The sequence below is a fragment of the Nocardioides sp. genome (assembly GCF_050699375.1).
Classification (GTDB): domain Bacteria; phylum Actinomycetota; class Actinomycetes; order Propionibacteriales; family Nocardioidaceae; genus Nocardioides.
The window spans coordinates 1-17,301 of record NZ_JBOHDN010000039.1; the positions used below are offsets into that span (position 1 = coordinate 1).

17 protein-coding genes are annotated in these 17,301 nt (G+C 69.5%); 10 read left to right on the forward strand and 7 right to left on the reverse strand.

Going from position 1 to position 17,301, the window contains the following annotated elements; genetic code table 11:
- The 4 genes from ACRDPS_RS02030 to ACRDPS_RS02045 all read right to left on the reverse strand — a co-directional run.
- Positions 1–374: LacI family DNA-binding transcriptional regulator (locus ACRDPS_RS02030; protein ID WP_431499946.1), on the reverse strand; the 374-nt coding region annotated here is incomplete at its 3' end.
- 58 nt (positions 375–432) lie between these two features.
- Positions 433–708 (reverse strand): DUF1905 domain-containing protein, encoded by a 276-nt coding sequence (locus tag ACRDPS_RS02035; RefSeq protein ID WP_431499947.1) that lies wholly within the window; start codon positions 706–708, stop codon positions 433–435.
- Positions 705–1,085, reverse strand: coding sequence for a VOC family protein (locus ACRDPS_RS02040; RefSeq protein WP_431499948.1), 381 nt, complete (start codon positions 1,083–1,085; stop codon positions 705–707). The genes ACRDPS_RS02035 and ACRDPS_RS02040 overlap by 4 nt, the downstream gene beginning before the upstream one ends.
- Positions 1,086–1,115: 30 nt before the next feature.
- Complete coding sequence (locus ACRDPS_RS02045) at positions 1,116–1,874, reverse strand: ArsR/SmtB family transcription factor (RefSeq protein ID WP_431499949.1); 759 nt, start codon at positions 1,872–1,874, stop codon at positions 1,116–1,118.
- Positions 1,875–1,968: 94 nt separating this feature from the next.
- Between ACRDPS_RS02045 and ACRDPS_RS02050 the strand changes: the two genes are divergently transcribed.
- The 4 genes from ACRDPS_RS02050 (at position 1,969) to ACRDPS_RS02065 (ending at position 6,094) form a co-directional block, all read left to right on the forward strand.
- Positions 1,969–2,679 carry a FadR/GntR family transcriptional regulator gene (locus ACRDPS_RS02050; RefSeq protein WP_431499950.1) on the forward strand — a complete coding sequence of 237 codons (711 nt, stop codon included), beginning with the start codon at positions 1,969–1,971 and terminating at the stop codon, positions 2,677–2,679.
- A complete protein-coding gene (locus ACRDPS_RS02055) occupies positions 2,676–3,437 on the forward strand; it encodes a creatininase family protein (RefSeq protein ID WP_431499951.1) in 762 nt (253 codons plus the stop codon). Before ACRDPS_RS02050 ends, ACRDPS_RS02055 begins: the two co-directional genes overlap by 4 nt.
- 97 nt (positions 3,438–3,534) lie before the next feature.
- Positions 3,535–4,527, forward strand: coding sequence for an alpha/beta hydrolase family esterase (locus ACRDPS_RS02060; protein ID WP_431499952.1), 993 nt, complete (start codon positions 3,535–3,537; stop codon positions 4,525–4,527).
- Between the two features lie 4 nt (positions 4,528–4,531).
- Positions 4,532–6,094 (forward strand): AbgT family transporter, encoded by a 1,563-nt coding sequence (locus tag ACRDPS_RS02065; RefSeq protein ID WP_431499953.1) that lies wholly within the window; start codon positions 4,532–4,534, stop codon positions 6,092–6,094.
- 62 nt (positions 6,095–6,156) lie between these two features.
- Here the strand turns inward: ACRDPS_RS02065 and ACRDPS_RS02070 are convergent, their stop codons facing one another.
- The 3 genes from ACRDPS_RS02070 to ACRDPS_RS02080 are packed head-to-tail and all read right to left on the reverse strand — an operon-like array spanning position 6,157 to position 9,319.
- Positions 6,157–7,023, reverse strand: coding sequence for a carbohydrate ABC transporter permease (locus ACRDPS_RS02070; protein WP_431499954.1), 867 nt, complete (start codon positions 7,021–7,023; stop codon positions 6,157–6,159).
- Positions 7,020–7,961, reverse strand: a complete 942-nt coding sequence (locus tag ACRDPS_RS02075; protein ID WP_431499955.1) for a carbohydrate ABC transporter permease — start codon at positions 7,959–7,961, stop codon at positions 7,020–7,022. Before ACRDPS_RS02075 ends, ACRDPS_RS02070 begins: the two co-directional genes overlap by 4 nt.
- Before the next feature lie 11 nt (positions 7,962–7,972).
- Positions 7,973–9,319, reverse strand: a complete 1,347-nt coding sequence (locus ACRDPS_RS02080) for an extracellular solute-binding protein (protein ID WP_431499956.1) — start codon at positions 9,317–9,319, stop codon at positions 7,973–7,975.
- A gap of 92 nt (positions 9,320–9,411) precedes the next feature.
- Here ACRDPS_RS02080 and ACRDPS_RS02085 point away from each other — a divergent pair, with 92 nt between their 5' ends.
- The 6 genes from ACRDPS_RS02085 to ACRDPS_RS02110 all read left to right on the forward strand — a co-directional run bounded on the left by ACRDPS_RS02085 (position 9,412) and on the right by ACRDPS_RS02110 (position 17,298).
- Complete coding sequence (locus tag ACRDPS_RS02085) at positions 9,412–11,232, forward strand: glycoside hydrolase family 2 protein (RefSeq protein WP_431499957.1); 1,821 nt, start codon at positions 9,412–9,414, stop codon at positions 11,230–11,232.
- Positions 11,229–12,350, forward strand: coding sequence for a LacI family DNA-binding transcriptional regulator (locus ACRDPS_RS02090; protein ID WP_431499958.1), 1,122 nt, complete (start codon positions 11,229–11,231; stop codon positions 12,348–12,350). Before ACRDPS_RS02085 ends, ACRDPS_RS02090 begins: the two co-directional genes overlap by 4 nt.
- A 247-nt stretch (positions 12,351–12,597) precedes the next feature.
- On the forward strand, positions 12,598–13,668 hold the full coding sequence (locus tag ACRDPS_RS02095; protein WP_431499959.1) for an ABC transporter substrate-binding protein: 1,071 nt from the start codon (positions 12,598–12,600) through the stop codon (positions 13,666–13,668).
- A 17-nt stretch (positions 13,669–13,685) separates the two neighbouring features.
- Positions 13,686–15,314 (forward strand): sugar ABC transporter ATP-binding protein, encoded by a 1,629-nt coding sequence (locus ACRDPS_RS02100; protein ID WP_431499960.1) that lies wholly within the window; start codon positions 13,686–13,688, stop codon positions 15,312–15,314.
- Positions 15,311–16,315, forward strand: coding sequence for an ABC transporter permease (locus ACRDPS_RS02105; RefSeq protein WP_431499961.1), 1,005 nt, complete (start codon positions 15,311–15,313; stop codon positions 16,313–16,315). Before ACRDPS_RS02100 ends, ACRDPS_RS02105 begins: the two co-directional genes overlap by 4 nt.
- Positions 16,312–17,298, forward strand: a complete 987-nt coding sequence (locus ACRDPS_RS02110) for an ABC transporter permease (RefSeq protein ID WP_431499962.1) — start codon at positions 16,312–16,314, stop codon at positions 17,296–17,298. Before ACRDPS_RS02105 ends, ACRDPS_RS02110 begins: the two co-directional genes overlap by 4 nt.
- Positions 17,299–17,301 lie beyond the last annotated feature (3 nt).

Here is a 17,301-nt window from a genome sequence, read left to right on the forward strand (position 1 = left end):
GCGTACGCACCGCCGGCGAAGACCACGCCGGCCACCTGCTGCTCCAGGAGCAGGTCGACGTACTCCGACTCGGTCACGCCGCCGGCGGTCTGCGTGCACAGCACCGGGGTGAGCCCCTGCTGGGCGAGGTTGGCCCCGAGTGCCTCCGCGAGCGCCGGGAAGATCGGGTTCTGCAGCTCGGGCAGCACCAGGCCCACCAGCCTCGCCCGCTCTCCCCGCAGTTTCACCGGCCGCTCGTAGCCCAGCACGTCGAGCGCGGTCAGGACCCGTTCCCGGGTCGCCGCCGAGACTCCCGGCTTGCCGTTGAGCACCCGGCTGACCGTCGCCTCGGAGACCTTCGCCCGGACAGCCGCGTCGGCAAGACGTCTACTCATGCGCACAAGAATACAACTGATCTACGCAAGCGCCCCGCAAACTCTTCGTCGTCGCTCGTCAGCGGAGTCGTTCGGAGAGGTGAACCCTGACCACCTCACCGGTCTCCCTTCCGATCTGATGGAGCAGCTCGGCCTTCATCGGCAGCTTGTGGGTGCCGTCGCCGAGAGGCATGAAGGAGCTGCGGAAGGGCTGCCCGTCTACCGTCCCGGCGACCTTGACGAGGCCGCGGGTGCCGAAGAACTCGGCCGTCCAGTCGGTCACGAGGTAGGTCCATCCGCCCTTGGCGTCGCTCTTCCGTACGGCGGCGGTGAACGTCTTGTCCAGGACAGTCATCGTGACTCCTCGATGATCTCGAACCCGTTGCCGTCAGGGTCCCGGAAGGCGTACATGGTCGGGACACCGTCCCAGCGGAGCAGGTCGCCGACGTCGACCCCGCTCTCGCGCATGGCGGCGTGCTCGGCCTCGGCATCTGGCACCGTGAAGCGGACGCCGGTCTCGCCGGCCGCGGCGGGCGTGTCGTCACCGGCGATGAGGGCGATGGTCGTCGTCGCGCCGGGCGGCGCGACCTCGATCCACCGCATCGTGTCGCTGATCGGGGCGTCGAGCCGCTTCTCGAACCCGAGCGTCTCGACGTAGAACTCGACGGCTTCGTCCTGGTCGGCGACGTGCAGGCCAACGGTGTGGACATCGGTGATGGTGGTCGTCTGCATGCTGGTTCTCCTTCGGTGTCGGTGGTGCGTTCAGCGATCTCCGTACATCTGTGATCCGGGGGTGGTGAGCTGCTCGCCGGTCTCGAGCCAGGTCTTCAGGCCGGACAGGATCATCGGCCAGCCGCCGTAGAGCTCGTCGGGAGCGTCCGGCGAGAGCTGGTCATGGGTCACCGTGAGACGGCAGGAGTCGCCGACCGGTTCGATCTCCCAGGTGACGCGCGAAGTGCCGGCGGCGGAGGCGCTCTCGCCCCAGACGGCGTGCATGGACTGGACCAACCGCCTCGGCGGGTCGACCTCGAGGTTCTCGCCCTCGACCAGCGGGTCCTCGGTGGCCGGGTGCTTCAGCACGTAGGGCGAGCCGGGCGTCCAGTCGGACTCGACGCCGGCCCCGAAGTGGTATTTCGCGCGGATCGCCGGGTCGGTGATCGCTTCCCAGAGTCGCTCCGGGCTGGTGCGAATGTAGATCTCGAAGATCTTCTCCATGGTCTGCTCCAGTTCGGACTTCAGGTCGACCAGGCCGGCCGTCCATCCCTCGGTGTACTTGCTCACCCAGCGGTCGTGGATGAGGCGGATCGGCACCGCGTTGAGGAAGTGCAGCTTCTCCCGGCCCCGGCGTCGTGTCACCACGAGGCCGGCCTCCTCGAGGAGCCGCAGGTGCTTCGCAACGGCGATCCTCGTCATGTCGTGCGGCGCCGTCAGTGCCACCAGGGTCTGACCGTCCTCCCTGAAGAGCGCGTCGAGAAGCGCTCGTCGGGTCGGGTCGGCCAGCGCCCGGAACACGGTTTCCATTCCGCCACAATAGGAAACCAAATGGTTTCCTGTCAAGAACCTTGACCTAGCCGTTCCTTGACGACTAGATCAATAAGTGATTAAGTCACTTGCTGTGACCAGTACCACACCCTCTCTCTCTGAACGCATCGCCGACGGGATCGTCGCCATGATCGAGGCCACGGGCCTGGAGCCGGGCGACGCCCTGGTCTCCTCCCGCGAGCTCGCCAAGCGGTTCGAGGTGACCACACCCACCATCCGCGAGGCGCTGCGTCGCCTGGAGGCGACCGACGTGATCCGCTTCCGGCACGGATCGGGGACGTACGTCAGCGGCGGCGTGAACCGGCGCCTGCTGGTCAACCCCCATGTCTCCCAGTCGCGCAGCGAGTCGGTCCTGGAGCTCCTCGACGCCAGGCTCGTCCTGGAGCCGCCGGTCGCGGCAGCGGCGGCCGCGAAGCGTACGGAGCTCGACCTGGCCGCGCTGACGCGCTCTGCCGACAACTCCCTCAAGCCGCAGCAGGGCGACGAGCGACCGGAGCTGCACTTCCACGTCGCACTCGCCGGCGCCTCCGGCAACCACCTGCTGCGCGAGACCGTCGAGGCGCTGCTCCAGGTCAGGGCCCGCGACCAGATCGAGATCCGGCACCGCTACACCGACCGCGATCGCGACCACGCCGACCACGTCCGGATCGTCGAGGCCGTACGCGACGGGGACCCCGCCGCCGCCGAGACCCTGACCCGCGAGCACCTGCTCGCGATCCGGGAGGCGCTCGCCGCCACCATCGACACCACGCTCGACATCAACGACCTGGAGCAGCGCCGATGACCGCGAAGCTGGCCGAGATGACCACCCTCGAGGCGGCGCGGGCCGCCGAGGACGGGACGGTGGTGGTGATCCCCGTCGGTGCGTTCGAGCAGCACGGCGCCGGGCTGCCGATGGCCACCGACCAGATCCGCGCCGAGGCGCTCGCCGACGCCGTCGCCGAGGCACTGCCCGGCAAGGTGATCATCGGCCCCGGCGTCCCGGTCGGCGTCTCGCCCCACCACCAGGCCTTCGCCGGCACGGTGAGCCTGCGCCCGGCGCTGTTCGCCGCCGTCGTACGTGAGTACGTGGAGTCGCTGGCCGCCCACGGCTGGCGAAGGTTCCTGGTGATCACCGGGCACGGCGGCAACAACACCACGCTCAGCACCCTGGCCCTGGATCTGCTGCGCGACCGGCCAGACATCGAGTTCGCCTGGGCACCGGTGACCGCGCTCGCCAAGGACGCGGTGAGCAACATGGAGCTGAGCGCGATCTCCGGTCACAGCGGCGAGGCCGAGACCTCCCAGATGCTGCACGTCGCGCCCCGTCTCGTACGCCACGACCTGCTCACCCCGGGCACGACGACGCCCGACGAGCTCGACCCGTTCGCCCGGCTGGCCCGTTCGGTGAGCTATCCCGCCGTGGCCATCCCCTACGACCGCCTCTCCCCCACCGGCGTGCTGGGCGACCCCCGTCGCGCCACCGCCGAGGACGGGCGGGCGATCTTCGCCGAAGCCACCGACCGCATCGTCGCCTTCATCAAGGAGTGGCTCGACACCTAGGCCACCGGCCCACCCATGAGCTCGGGACCCGACCGGGACGCACACCGCGTCGCCGGGCGATCCAGCACACCCGAAATTGCCCCGAAAGGAGCACGACATGTCCCCCAGACACCTCCGCCTCCTGGCGCCGGTCATCGCCGTCACAGCCGTGGCCGCAGTGTCCATGGCCCCCAGCGCGGTCACCGCCCTGACTCCCGCCTCTTCCAAAGCCGGAGCCGAAGCCGGACCCGAGGCCACCGCGAGCAGGACGCCGTGTGAGAAACCCACCGAGCAGGAGTCCGACAGCAGCCAGAAGCACGAGCTGACCAGCGGCGACCTCGAGCGCAGCTATGTGCTCCGTCTTCCCGAGGGCTACGAGAAGCGTGACGACTGGCCGCTGATCGTCGCCTATCACGGCCGTGGCAGCACCGGGGTCGAGATCGAGGGCTTCTCCGAGCTCTCCGACCTCCCCGCCGTGGTGGCCTACCCGCACGGCGAGATCGGCACCGGGTCCGGCTATCGCAAGGCCTGGCAGGGCGCACCGTACGAGGCCCCGGGAGTCGACGACGTCGCCTTCACCGCCGACCTGCTCGCCGCGATCGAGGCCGACCACTGCGTCGACTCCTCTCGGGTCTACGCCACCGGCAAGTCCAACGGCGCCGGCCTGGCCGTCCTGCTGGCCTGCCAGCTGCCCGACACCTTCGCCGCCGTAGCCCCGGTCGCGCCCGCGCTCTACCCCGGCACCCGGACCGGCTGCGCCGAGGCGGATCCGACCCCGATCCTGGAGATCCACGGGGTCGCCGACGCGACCATCCCCTACGCCGGTGACCCCGATCGGGACCTGCCCGCCATCCCCACCTGGGCGCAGGAGTGGGCCGACCACAACGGCTGCACCGAGACCAGCGCCAGCACCAGACGTGACATCGAGACCACCCGCTGGACCGGCTGCGACCAGGACGCCGAGGTGCAGCACGTCGCCGTCGAGGGCGGCGGCCACGTCTGGCCGGGCGGTGACATCTACTCCGGTGGCGGCCACGTCACCCACACCATCGAGTCCGCGACTGTGATCTGGGACTTCTTCTCCCGCCACCGCCTCACCAACGAAGGATGACCCCATGACCAGCACCGCAACCACCACCGGACCAGGTGGAACAGGCGGCAGCCCCGACAAGCTGCCGTGGATCATCCGCGCGATGGGCGTCATCGAGCGCGCCGGCAACGCCCTGCCCCACCCGTTCTGGCTCTTCTGGATCCTCGCCGGCATCCTCGCGGTGATCAGCGCGATCTGCTCCGCCGCCGGGGTCTCGGTCATCTCCCCCGGCGACGGCGAGCGAGTCGTCGTGCAGAACCTGCTCAGCGGCGACGGCCTGGCGATGGCCGTCTCGACGATGGTCTCCAACTTCGCCGAGTTCCCGCCGATGGCCACCATCGTCGTGGTCATCATGGGCGTCGCGGTCGCCGAGCGCACCGGGTTCCTCACCGCGGCGATGAAGATCGGCATCTCCCGCGTGCCGGTCGGCTGGGTCGTCTTCGCCGTCGCGTTCACCGGCACGGTCTCCCACGTGGCCTCCGCCGCTGCGTACATCATCCTGGTCCCGCTCGGTGGCCTCGCCTTCCGTGCCGTCGGCCGCTCCCCCATCCTCGGGATCGTGGTCGCCTACACCTCGATCGCGAGCGGGTACGACGCCAGCCCGATCCCCACTCCCAACGACGCGATCTTCGCCGGCATCACGACCGCCGCGGCCCAGATCGTCGACGAGAGTGCGTACGTCTCGCCTGTCAGCAACTGGTTCTTCAACATCGCCTCCTCGCTGCTGCTGGCCACGGTGATCACGCTGATGACCAAGTTCGTCCTCTCCAAGCGGCCCGACCTCGACGCCGACCTGGACGCCGACGACGGCGACTTCGGGACCCTGGAGCTCTCCGGTCGCGAACGCCGCTCGCTGCGCTGGGCGATCATCACCCTGGTCGGCGCGATCGTGGTCCTCGCCGCCATCGTGATCCCGGGCGGCTCGCCGCTGCGTGGCGAGGACGGGTCGCTGACCGAGTCACCGTTCCTGACCGGCATCGCAGCGGTCGTCGCGCTGCTCTTCGGTCTGGCCGGCATCGTGTACGGCTCCCTGTCGGGGTCGATCACCAAGGCCGGTGACGTGCCGGCGCTGATGGGCCAGGGGATCAAGCAGATGGCACCGGTGCTGGTGCTGTTCTTCGCGATCGCCCAGTTCCTGGCGTACTTCGAGTGGTCCCACCTCGGCGACGTCCTCGCGGTCAACTCCGCCCAGGCGCTGGAGACCAGCAACATCCCGGTCTGGGTGGTCTTCCTGCTCGTCCTGGCGCTGCTCAGCGTCGTCAACATCATGGTGACCAGCGGCTCGGCGATGTGGTCGATCGCGGCGCCGGTCCTGGTGCCGATGCTGATGCTGCTCTCGGTGCCGCCGGAGACCACGCAGGCGCTCTTCCGGATCGCCGACTCCGGCTCCACCGCGATCACCCCGATGAGCCCCTACTTCGTGATGGCCCTCGGCTTCCTGCAGCGCTACCGCAAGGACGCCGGCATCGGCACCCTCGCCTCCTACACGCTGCCGCTGGCGGTCGCGATGACCATCGCCTGGACCGCGCTGTTCTTCCTCTGGTGGGCGCTCGGCATCCCGCTGGGACCGGGACCTCCGGTCCGCTGACCTTCCTCCTCCCCCACAAGCAGGGCCGGGCTCACCTCAGGTGAGCCCGGCTCTGCTCGCGCTCAGCGGATGCCGGTCTGCGCGACGCTCTGGACGATGCGGCGCTGGAGGAGCAGGAAGGCGGCGAAGAGCGGGAGGATGCCGAGGATCGAGGAGGCCATCGTCTCGGCGTACTGGATCGCGGACCCGCCGATCAGGCTGCTCAGCCCGACGGGGATGGTCTGCGACTTGGTCTGGGTCAGCACGAGCAGCGGCAGCAGGAAGGCGTTCCAGGTGCTGATGAAGGTCAGGATCGCGACCGCGGAGGTGGCCGGCCGGCACAGTGGCATGCAGATCTGCAGGTAGATACGCCACCAGCCGACGCCGTCGATCCGGGCGGCGTCGATGAGCGACTCGGGGATCTGGCGGAAGAACGCGCGGAAGATGAAGACCGCGACCGGCGCCGCGATGGCCGGCAGGATCAGGGCCCAGTACGTCCCGAGCAGATGGAACGCGCGGAGCTGCATGAACTGGGGCAGCACCAGCGACTCCATCGGCATCATGATCCCGGCCAGCACCACCGCGACCAGGACCGGCTTCCCACGGAAGTCGAGGTGTGCCAGAGCGAAGCCGATCATCGAGCAGACCGCGACCGTGAAGACCACCGCGAGCATCGAGATGAGCAGGCTGTTGACGTACCACCAGCCGATCGGGTTCGCGTCCCAGGCCTTCGAGTACGCATCGAGGGTCCAGCTGCTCCCCCAGAAGTCGACCGGGTTGGCCGTGATCTCGTCGTTGGGCCGCAGCGAGGTGATCAGCGCCCAGGCGAACGGCACCAGCCAGATCAGCGCGAACACCACCAGGCACGTGGTCGCCAGCCGGTTGAACGCCTTCGTGGCGAAGTCCGGACTGATCGTACGTCCCGCCCTCGGCGCGCTCAGTGCACTCATGCCTCCACCTTTCGTCCGCGGCGCAGCAACGCCCAGATCACCGCGACGAGCACCAGGGCGAGGAAGTAGACCATCGTCGCGGCCGCTGCGTACCCACCGCGATAGGAGGTGAAGCCGGTGTCGTAGATGTATTCGATCGCCGGTCGGGTCGCCTTGTCCGGCCCTCCCGCCAGCAGCAGGTAGATCTGGTCGAACACCTTCAGCGAGGCCAGCACCTGCAGCAGCACCACCAGGCTGATCGTCGAGCGCACCATCGGGATCGTCAGGTGCCGCATCTGCTGCAGCGGCGAGGTGCCGTCGAGCGCCGCGGCCTCGTAGATGTCCTCGGGGATGTCCATGATCGCGGCCAGGTAGAGGATGAAGTTGAAGCCGAAGGTCCACCACACGGTCAGCATCACCACCGAGAACCAGGCGCCGTTCACGCTGCCCAGGAAGTCCGGAGCGGTCAGGCCGACCCACCCGAAGGCGTGACTGATCAGCCCGGTCTCCGGCGTGTACATGAACGCGAAGATCAGGCACACGATCGAGGACGGGACGACGTACGGAGCGAAGAACGCCAGCCGGAAGAACCACTGGTTGCGGCTGACCCGGGCCGCGAGCATCGCCGCGACCAGCGGGAGGACGACCAACAGCGGTGTGGTCAGCAGCGTGAACAGGGTCGAGTGCCACATCGACGCCCAGAACTCGCCGTCGCCGAGCACCTCGGCGTAGTTGTCGAGCCCGACCCACTCCCCCAGCCCGGGCGCGACCGTGGCGGTGTTGAAGAAGCTCACCACCAGGCCGACCAGCACAGGACCGACCAGGAAGATCGCGTAGATCACGAGGAACGGCGTGGAGAAGATCCAGCCGGCGCGGTTGTGCTCGGCACGAGCCGATCGTGTGGGTCGAGCGACGGCGGAGGGCGCTGGTTCGGCCCGCGTGATCGTGGTCAACGACATTCCGTTCCTCCTCAGCCGACCGGCGGCTTGGCCGTGGCGTACGTCCTCAGGGAGGCGACCATGTCGCTCACCGCCGCGGCCGGCTCGGCCTGGCCGGCGAGGACCCTGGAGATGACCCCACCCATGGAGTTCTGGAAGTCCGAGCCTGCGCCGGTGTACCACCCCGGCGGGTCATAGACCGCGTCGAACGCGGCGCGTACGTAGTTGCTCTGCGGCTTCTTGCTGGTGAACTCCTCGCTCTCCTGGGTCGGCAGCCAGGCCGGTACGTGACCTCCGTCGGCCCAGGTCGCGGAATCCTCGAGCAGGCCCTTGACGAACGAGACGGCGTGGCGAGAACGCTCCCCCGAGCGGCCCTCGGCGCGCGGGATGACGAGCGCGTGCGAGTCGGCGTACGACCTCGGCTCCTCGCCGAGGATCGCGGGGAACGGCACCACGTCGAAGTCGAGCGGGTCGCCGGAGGGCAGCTTGACGCCGCTGTAGGTCGGGATCTGCCAGACGCCGTCAAAGAGGAACCCGACCCGCCCCTGGCCGAACAGCGTGGACGCCGTCGTGATCGTGGCGCTGCGCGGCATCAGCTTCTTGCCCACCGTCAGCTCCCGCATCAGCGCGAAGGTCTCCTCGGCCGCGTCGCGGTCCAGGGTGATCCGGGTGCCCTGGTCCTCGAGGATCGCTCCGGCCAGGCCCGAGTAGAGAGTCAGGAAGAACCGCCAGGTGGTCGACGGGTCGGCGGTGTTGGACGCGACGGCACCGAAGTCGCCGCCGACCTCCTTCATCGCGGTGAGAGCGCCGACGAACTCGTCCCGGCCGGCCAGCTGCCTCAGCTTTCCCTCGCTGTCCAGGAGGCCGGCCCTCTTCGCGAGCGTGCGGTTGTAGAACATGACGAACGGATGGGTGTCCAACGGGACGGCGTACGTCTCGCCGCCGACGGTCGCCTTCGACCAGGCGGCCGGAGTGAACCTGTCCTCGGTGACCCCGGCGGCGGTGAGCCCGGCCTCGTCGACCGTCTCGAGCAGCCCGGCCTCGGCGAGCAGCGGCAGCCGGGAGAGGTGGGCGACGGCGACGTCGGGCGGTCGACCGCTGGACGCGGCCAGGGCGAGCTTCGTGTAGTAGGGATTGCCCCACGAGAGCAGCGTCGACTCGACGCTGATGCCGGCCGAGGCCTGCACGTTCTTCACCATCGTGGCCATGTTGGCGCCGTCGCCGCCGCCGAACAGGTGCCAGAAGATGACGTCCGCGGTCGCGGGCTGGGCGCCGGTGAGGCTGGAGACGACGGGCGAGGCGCAACCCGAGGCCAGACCGGCCACGACGAGGCCGCTGGAGAGGCGGAGAAAGTCGCGCCGTGTGGGGGAACCTGCCACGTTCATCTCCTCCGGGAGTGACGGTGTGATGTGCGTCACCGAGTGACTGTGGCACAGTGTTTGCAACGATGCAAGAGATCGAGGGAGAGAACGTGAGAGCCACAGCCCCAGACGGCACCCACCCGCGCCCGATGATGTGCCGCGAGCACTGGACCAGCCTCGACGGCACCTGGGAGTTCGCCTCGGACCCCACGGACACGGGGCTCTCCGAGCGCTGGTTCGACAGTGCCGAGAGCCTGCCCGAGCGGATCGAGGTGCCGTTTCCACCGGAGTCCCCGGCCTCCGGCCTCGGACGTACGCAGTTCCAGCACGTCGTCTGGTATCGACGCGGTCTCGACGTCGATGCGATCGCCCCCGACGGCCTCGACGGTCGCCGTCTCCTGGTGCACTTCGGAGCAGTCGACCACCGCGCCCAGGTCTGGTGCGACGGCCGGCTGGTCACCACCCACGAGGGCGGCCAGACCCCGTTCACCGCGGACCTCACCCACACCCTCTCCGGAGGCGGATCCCACGTCATCGTGGTGCGCGCCGAGGACGACCCCGTCGTCCCCGACCAGCCTCGTGGCAAGCAGGACTGGCGCGAGCGCCAGCACGGGATCTGGTATGACCGCACCACCGGCATCTGGCAGTCGGTCTGGGCAGAGTGCGTACCCGAGGACCACATCGCCGAGGTCTCCTGGACCCCAGACCCGGCCAAGGGCATCAGCGGCGAGATCACCCTGTCGCGGGTGCCCCGCGAGACGGCGGCCGTGGAGGTCAGCGTCCGGCTCGGCGAGGAGCTGCTCGCCGAGCAGTCGACCCTGGTCAAGGCCGGGATGGTCAGCCTCGACATCCCCATCGACGCGCTGCGCAACGCCCAGGACCGGGACCGGCTGCTGTGGTCGCCCGAGCACCCGACCCTGATCGACATCGAGGTCCGGCTGCGCGAGCGCGCCTCGGGCGCCGAGCTCGACTCGGTCACGAGCTATGCCGGGCTGCGCAGCGCCGGGGTCGACCACGGCGTCTTCCGGCTCAACGACCATCCCTACTACGTCCGGTCCGTCCTCAACCAGGGCTACCGGCCCCAGACCCACCTGGCCGCCCGCGACACCGACGAGCTCCGCCGCGAGGTCGAGATCATCAAGGAGCTCGGGTTCAACAGCGTACGAATCCATCAGAAGTGCGAGGACCCGCGCTGGCTCTACTGGGCCGACCGGCTCGGCCTGCTGGTGTGGGGCGAGGCGGCCAACGCGTACGCCTACTCCGCCTCCGCGGTCTCGCAGTTCGTGCCGGAGTGGACCGAGATCGTGCGGCGCTACCGCTCGCATCCCAGCCTGGTCGTCTGGGTGCCGCTGAACGAGAGCTGGGGCGTGAGCGACATCGCCGCCACCCCCGCGCAGCGCAGCTACAGCCATGCCCTCTCCGAGCTCACCCGGGCGCTCGACCCGAGCCGACCGGTGCTCTCCAACGAGGGCTGGGAGCACGTCGACAGCGACATCCTGGGGCTCCACGACTACAGCGCCGCCGAGGAGATGCGCGCACGTTATGTGGACCGGGAGGCACTCGATGACGTCGTGCTCCGCGCGCGCACTCCCCATGGCCGCCGCCCGCTGCTCAGCGACGCCCAGGAGGATGCCTATCTGGCTGGGGACACCCCCGTCATGATCACCGAGTTCGGCGGGGTCTCGCTGGCGCGCGAGGGCGACGAGGCGGAGTCGTGGGGCTACTCGAGCGTCACCTCGGACCAGGCGTACGCCGAGGCACTGCGGGCGCAGTTCGACGCGCTGCGAGCGAGCTCGGAGCTGGCGGGGGTGTGCTACACACAGCTCATGGACACGGGGCTGGAGACCAATGGTCTGATCTTCGCCGACGGCACGCCGAAGCTTCCCGTGGAGACGATCCGCGCGATCGTGACGGGCGAGCCGCCGCGGTGAACGACAGGGCGGCGGAGAGGGCGGCGGAGAGGGCGGCGGAGAGGGCGCCGGAGAGGGCGCCGGACAGGGCGCCGGACAGGGCGGTCACGCTTCGCGACGTCGCGACGCACGCCGGCGTCTCGCCGCGCACGGTCTCCAACGTGGTCAACGGCTTCGCCCACGTCTCCCCCGCCATGCGCGCCAAGGTGCAGGCCTCGATCGAGGCGCTGCGCTACAAGCCCAACCTGCTCGCCCGGAGCCTGAGACAGGGCCGCACCGGCCACATCCTGCTGCTGGTACCCGACCTGACGGTCGCCTACTTCGCCGAGCTCGCCCACGAGGTCGTCGAGCGCGCCGGCGAGCTCGGCACCACCGTCATGGTCGACGAGACCGGCGGCGACGCCGAGCGGGAACGGGCGATGTTGGACGCCGCCGCCGAGTCGAGCTGGGTCGACGGCGTACTGCTGAGCTCCCTCGGCCTCGGCGGAACGGATCTGGCGGGCATGGATCTGACCTGCACGGACAGGCGGATGCCGATCGTCCTTCTCGGCGAGCGCACCGCCGGGTCCTCCCTCGACCATGTCGGCATCGACAACGTCGCCGCGGCCTACGACGCCACCACGCACCTGATCGAGTCCGGCCGGACCCGGGTGGTGGCGCTCGGCGGCAACGGCGGCCCGCTCGACGCCACCTCGGCCCTGCGCCTGGAAGGATTCACCCGCGCGATGACCGCGGCCGGGCTTGCTACCGAGGGTCGCCACGTCGGCACTCCGGACTACTCCCGCGCGAGCGCCCGGACCGCCGTCGCCGAGCTGATGGACGGCCCCGAGGCGCCCGACGCGCTGTTCTGCTTCTCCGACGATCTTGCGGTCGGCGCGCTCCGGGCGTTGTACGACCGCGGCATCCGGGTCCCGACCGACGTCGCGATCGCCGGCTTCGACGACGCAGCCGTCTCGGCGTACCTCACGCCTGGTCTCACCACCATCCGCCAGGACCGATCCGCGATCGCCCGAGGAGCTCTGGAGATGCTGACCGAGCGAAAGGCCGGCCGCGACCTACCGCCCCGAGACCTGGCGGTCTCCTACGAGCTCGTTGTGCGCGAGAGCACGAGCAGCGCACATGTAACACGTCGTTCGTAGGACTATCCGGTCGTTCAGATAGGGCGAGTAGTACTACGAACGACGTGTTACAGCTCGCGGCGGCCGCCAACTCCGACCACCTTCACGACATTTCAGAACTAAATTTGACACTTCCGCACATCTTTGGACTCTCGAGGGCTACCCTGCCGGTAGTTGTGTCCCAGGTCACATCCTGTGTCGGCTCGTTTGCCCGCGGCTATGGCGCGGCAGTCCTTGGTCGGCCAGCGAGTCTCAATGAGGAGTCAGCATGACGATCACACTCCGGTCCCGGTTCGTGGCGGCTGGTGCGGCGCTCGCGCTCGCCGGAACGCTAGCGGCGTGCGGGAAGAGCGAGGAGGCGGCGACGTCGCCGTCCGGCGGCGGATCAGCCGCCGCCCAGCAGGTGGCCGATCAGAACGGCGGCGACTGCACCCCCGACGCGTACGGCGCGAAGGAGATGGACCTGAGCGGCGCGACCGTCGGGTTCTCCCAGTCCGAGAAGGAGGCGAACCCCTTCCGCATCGCCGAGACCGAGTCGATGAAGGCCGAGGCCGAGAAGCGCGGGATCACGCTCGAGACCACCAACGCCAACTCCCAGCTGCCCAAGCAGATCGCCGACATCAAGACCTTGCTCACCAAGGGCGTCGATGTGCTGATCGTGGCGCCACTGAACTCCTCCGGCCTCGAGCCCGCTCTGGACGCGGCAGCCGCGAAGGGCGTTCCGGTGATCACCGTGGACCGCAAGCTGGAGACCGGCTTCTGCGAGAACTGGGTCTCCTTCATCGGCTCCGACTTCGTCGAGCAGGGTCACCGGGCGGCGAAGCTCCTCATCGAGACGACCGGCGGCGAGGGCAAGGTCGCGATCCTGCTCGGCGCCTCCGGCAACAACGTGACCACCGACCGCACCAAGGGCTTCGTCGACGAGCTGGAGGCAAGCGCTCCAGGTCTGGAGATCGTCGCCCAGCAGACCGGCGAGTTCGCCCGCGACAAGGGCCAGCAGGTCACCGAGCAGCTGCTCCAGTCCAACCCCGAGATCACCGCGATCTACGCCGAGAACGACGAGATGGCGCTCGGCGCCCTCACCGCCATCCAGGACGCGGGCAAGGAGCCCGGCAAGGACGTCCAGGTGGTCTCGGTCGACGGCACCCGCAACGCGGTGCAGGAGATCGTCAACGGCCGGATGAACGGCGTCGTCGAGTCCAACCCGCGCTTCGGTCCGCTGGCCTTCCAGGCCGCCGAGGACTTCCTGTCGGGCGAGACGCTGAAGGAGAACATCGTGATCAGCGACAGCCAGTACGACGAGTCCAACGCCAAGGCCGACGTCGGCTCCGCCTACTGACCGAGCGAGCACCGCAGATGACCACGACAGTGGCGAACGGAGACGAGTCCGCGCCGGTGGCCGACCACGGGTCGGTCACCGGTGTCCCCGGAAGGTCACCCGACGACGCACCGGTCCTCGAGGTCCTCGGGGCCAGCAAGTCGTTCGCGGGTGTGCAGGCCCTCGACGATGTCACCTTCCGGGCGCGGGCCGGCAGCGTACATGCGCTTGTCGGTGAGAACGGTGCCGGCAAGTCCACCCTGATCAAGGTGTTCACCGGCGTGCACCAACCCGACTCGGGACAGGTGCGTCTCCTCGGCGCGCCGGTCTCCTTCGCCGCACCGGTCGACGCCCAGCGGGCCGGCATCAGCACCATCTACCAGGAGGTCAACCTGGTGCCGCTGATGACGGTCGGGCAGAACCTCTACCTCGGCCGCGAGCCCAAGCGCTTCGGCATGGTGGACAGGCGAAGGATGTACGCCGACGCCCGCGGGCTCCTCGCCGAGTACGGCGTCGACATCGACCCGGCTCGCCCGCTCCGTACGCTCGGCCTGGGGCTGCAGCAGATCGTCGCCGTCGTGCGTGCGGTCAGCGTGGACGCATCGGTGGTCGTCATGGACGAGCCGACCTCGTCCCTGGAACCACGAGAGGTCGACCAGCTGCTCGACCTGGTCGCCTCGTTGCGCGACCGGGGCGTGGCCGTGGTCTACGTGAGCCACAAGATGGACGAGATCTTCCGGATCTGCGACGAGGTGACCGTGCTGCGCGACGGCCGCGTCGCCCACACCGGCCCCGTCGCCGGCCTGACCCGAGGACGGCTCGTCGAGCACATGCTCGGCCGTCAGGCCGAGGAGCTCCAGCGGCTGCGGGAGAAGGCGGCCGACCAGGCCGCCGACACCGAGCCGGTGCTCCAGGTGCTCGAGCTGTCCCGGCGCGCCCAGCTGGCCGGAGTGAGCTTCGAGGCCAGACCCGGCGAGGTCGTGGGCCTGGGCGGACTGCTCGGCAGCGGCCGTACCGAGACCCTGCGCGCTCTCTTCGGTGACCTCTCGCTCGACGGCGGCAGCGTCGCCGTCGGCGGCAGGACGCTGCGCCGGCACACCACGGGCGCCTCGGTGCGCTCCGGGATCGCCCTGCTCCCCGAGGACCGCAAGGCGGAAGGGATCGTCCCCGACCTCTCCATCCGCGACAACATCGCACTCGCCGCCCTCCCCCGGCTCAGCCGCCTCGGCCTGGTCTCGGAGCGGCGGATCGACGCCGTCGTACGCACCTTCATGGACCGCCTCAAGATCAAGGCCTCCGGCCCGAACCAGCGGGTCGGCGACCTCTCCGGCGGCAACCAGCAGAAGGTGGTCCTGGCCCGCTGGCTGTGCACCGAGCCGCGGGTGCTGCTCCTCGACGAGCCGACCCGTGGGATCGACGTCGGCGCCAAGACCGAGGTGCAGGCGCTCGTCGCCGACCTCGCCCAGCAGGGCCTGGCGATCGTCCTGGTCTCCTCGGAGATGGAGGAGCTCGTCGGAGGGTCCGGCAGGATCGTCGTCCTGCAGAACGGCCGCTCCATCGAGGAGCTCTCCGGTGAGCGGGTCACAGAGGGCTCGCTCATGGACGCGCTCGCCTCGGACCGGCCAGATACTCAGCCAGATGATGACGGAGAGGGTGATCCGGCATGAGCATCGCCTCCACAGCCACCCTGCGCCTGCGTACCGACTGGCGCGGCTGGCTGCGCGACAACGGCGTCTACGTGGCCATCGTGCTCGTCCTCGCCTACAACGCCGTGGGAACGGCCAACTTCATCACGGTCGACAACTTCCGCACCCAGCTGATCCAGGCCGCCCCGATCATCGTCGTGGCTCTCGGCATGGCGCTCGTCATCGGCACCGAGGGCATCGACCTCTCGGTGGGCGCGGTGATGGCCCTGGCCGCGGCGATGATCCCGTTGTGGCTGGGCTATGGACCGGTGGTCGCCATCCTCGTCGCCCTCGTCGGCGGTCTCGTCGCGGGGCTGGTCAACGGCACCCTGATCGCGGTGGTCGGGGTGCAACCCATCGTGGCGACTCTGGCTCTCTTCGTCGGCGGCCGCGGGGTCGCGCTCCTTCTCGCCGACGGCCAGCTCAAGGCCGTCCACAACCCGGCCTTCATCGGCATCGGGACCAACTCCCTGCTCGGGATCCCGTACGTCGTCATCATCGCCGCCGTCGCCGCGCTCCTGGTCCTCTTCCTGGTCCGCAAGACCGTCTACGGCAGGCGCCTGGTCGCGATCGGCGGGAACCGTCGCGCCGCCGAGCTCTCCGGGCTGCCGGTGCGGCGCGTGCTGATGACCACGTACGTCCTCTGTGCCCTGCTGGCGACCGTGGCCGGGGTCATGGCGACGGCGCGGCTCCGCGCCGGAGACCCGTCCAGCATGGGTCTGCTCTTCGAGCTGTACGCGATCACCGCCGTCGTGGTCGGCGGCACCCCGCTCTCGGGCGGGAAGGTGCGCATCCTCGGCACGATCGCCGGTGCGCTGCTCATGCAGCTGATCGACGCGACGCTGATCAAGCACAACATCGCGGACTCCTGGTCGCAGATGACCCAGGCCGTGATCATCCTGCTCGCCGTCTACCTCCAGCTGGGCCGCAACCGCAGACCGGGCAAGAGCCTGGGGAGCCTGTTGACAAGGAGCCGCCGATGACCGCCACGATCGCGACCGAGTCGGTCCGGACGCGACATCTCGAGGACGTCGCCGGAGTCCTGCAGCGCCACGGAGCGCTGGCGGTCCTGGCGCTGCTCACCATCGTCTCGAGCATCGCGTTCCCTCGGTTCGGCAGCGTCGACAACCTCTCCAACATCGTGGTCGACCAGTCGTTCCTGGCGATCGTCGCGCTGGGCATGACGTTCGTGATCATCAGCGGCGGCATCGACCTCTCGGTGGGGTCGGTCTTCGCCCTCGGCGGCGTCGTGGCGGCCTGGGGTTCGCAGTACGGCCTCGTGGTCGCGCTGGCCGCACCGCTCGCGCTGTGCGGGGCGATCGGCCTGCTCAACGGCCTGCTCGTCGCGCGGCTGCGGATGGCGCCCTTCATCGTCACGCTCGCCTCGCTGCTCGGTGCCCGCGGGCTGCTGCTGGCGCTGAGCGACGAGGGCCGGACGACCTATCAGGTGCCCGAGGGCAGCCTCTTCCGTTATCTCGGGCGCGACCTGGCCGGGCTGAACGTCTCGGTCTGGATCGCGGTGCTGCTCGTCATCGTGCTCGGTGTCGTGCTCACCCGCACCACCTTCGGCCACACCGTCTTCGCGGTCGGCGGCAGCGAGGACGCCGCCTCGTTGATGGGGCTCCATGTCGTACGCACGAAGACCGCCGTCTACGTCCTCAGCGGACTGCTGGCCGGGCTCGCGGGCGCGCTCAACGCCGCCTGGGTCTCCTCCGGGGTCACCATCCTGGGAGCCGGGATGGAGCTGGACACGATCGCGGCCGTGGTCATCGGCGGCACCCTGCTCGTGGGCGGCGCCGGGTCGGTGGTCGGAACCGCCGCCGGCGTACTCCTGCTCGGCGTGATCCAGAACGTGATCAACCAGGTCGGGTCGTTGAACTCCTCGGTCCAGGCGGTGGTCAGCGGCGCGTTCCTGGCCGCGGTGGTCGTGCTCCAGACCGTGCTCAGCCGGACCAGGCGCCTCTGAACC

Bases quoted from the DNA above. Each gene is read 5' to 3' on its own strand.
- ACRDPS_RS02035 (WP_431499947.1), bottom strand. From the start codon at position 708: ATGACTGTCCTGGACAAGACGTTCACCGCCGCCGTACGGAAGAGCGAC.
- ACRDPS_RS02040 (WP_431499948.1), bottom strand. From the start codon at position 1,085: ATGCAGACGACCACCATCACCGATGTCCACACCGTTGGCCTGCACGTC.
- ACRDPS_RS02045 (WP_431499949.1), bottom strand. From the start codon at position 1,874: ATGGAAACCGTGTTCCGGGCGCTGGCCGACCCGACCCGACGAGCGCTT.
- ACRDPS_RS02055 (WP_431499951.1), top strand. From the start codon at position 2,676: ATGACCGCGAAGCTGGCCGAGATGACCACCCTCGAGGCGGCGCGGGCC.
- ACRDPS_RS02060 (WP_431499952.1), top strand. From the start codon at position 3,535: ATGTCCCCCAGACACCTCCGCCTCCTGGCGCCGGTCATCGCCGTCACA.
- ACRDPS_RS02065 (WP_431499953.1), top strand. From the start codon at position 4,532: ATGACCAGCACCGCAACCACCACCGGACCAGGTGGAACAGGCGGCAGC.
- ACRDPS_RS02070 (WP_431499954.1), bottom strand. From the start codon at position 7,023: ATGAGTGCACTGAGCGCGCCGAGGGCGGGACGTACGATCAGTCCGGAC.
- ACRDPS_RS02075 (WP_431499955.1), bottom strand. From the start codon at position 7,961: ATGTCGTTGACCACGATCACGCGGGCCGAACCAGCGCCCTCCGCCGTC.
- ACRDPS_RS02095 (WP_431499959.1), top strand. From the start codon at position 12,598: ATGACGATCACACTCCGGTCCCGGTTCGTGGCGGCTGGTGCGGCGCTC.
- ACRDPS_RS02100 (WP_431499960.1), top strand. From the start codon at position 13,686: ATGACCACGACAGTGGCGAACGGAGACGAGTCCGCGCCGGTGGCCGAC.
- ACRDPS_RS02105 (WP_431499961.1), top strand. From the start codon at position 15,311: ATGAGCATCGCCTCCACAGCCACCCTGCGCCTGCGTACCGACTGGCGC.
- ACRDPS_RS02110 (WP_431499962.1), top strand. From the start codon at position 16,312: ATGACCGCCACGATCGCGACCGAGTCGGTCCGGACGCGACATCTCGAG.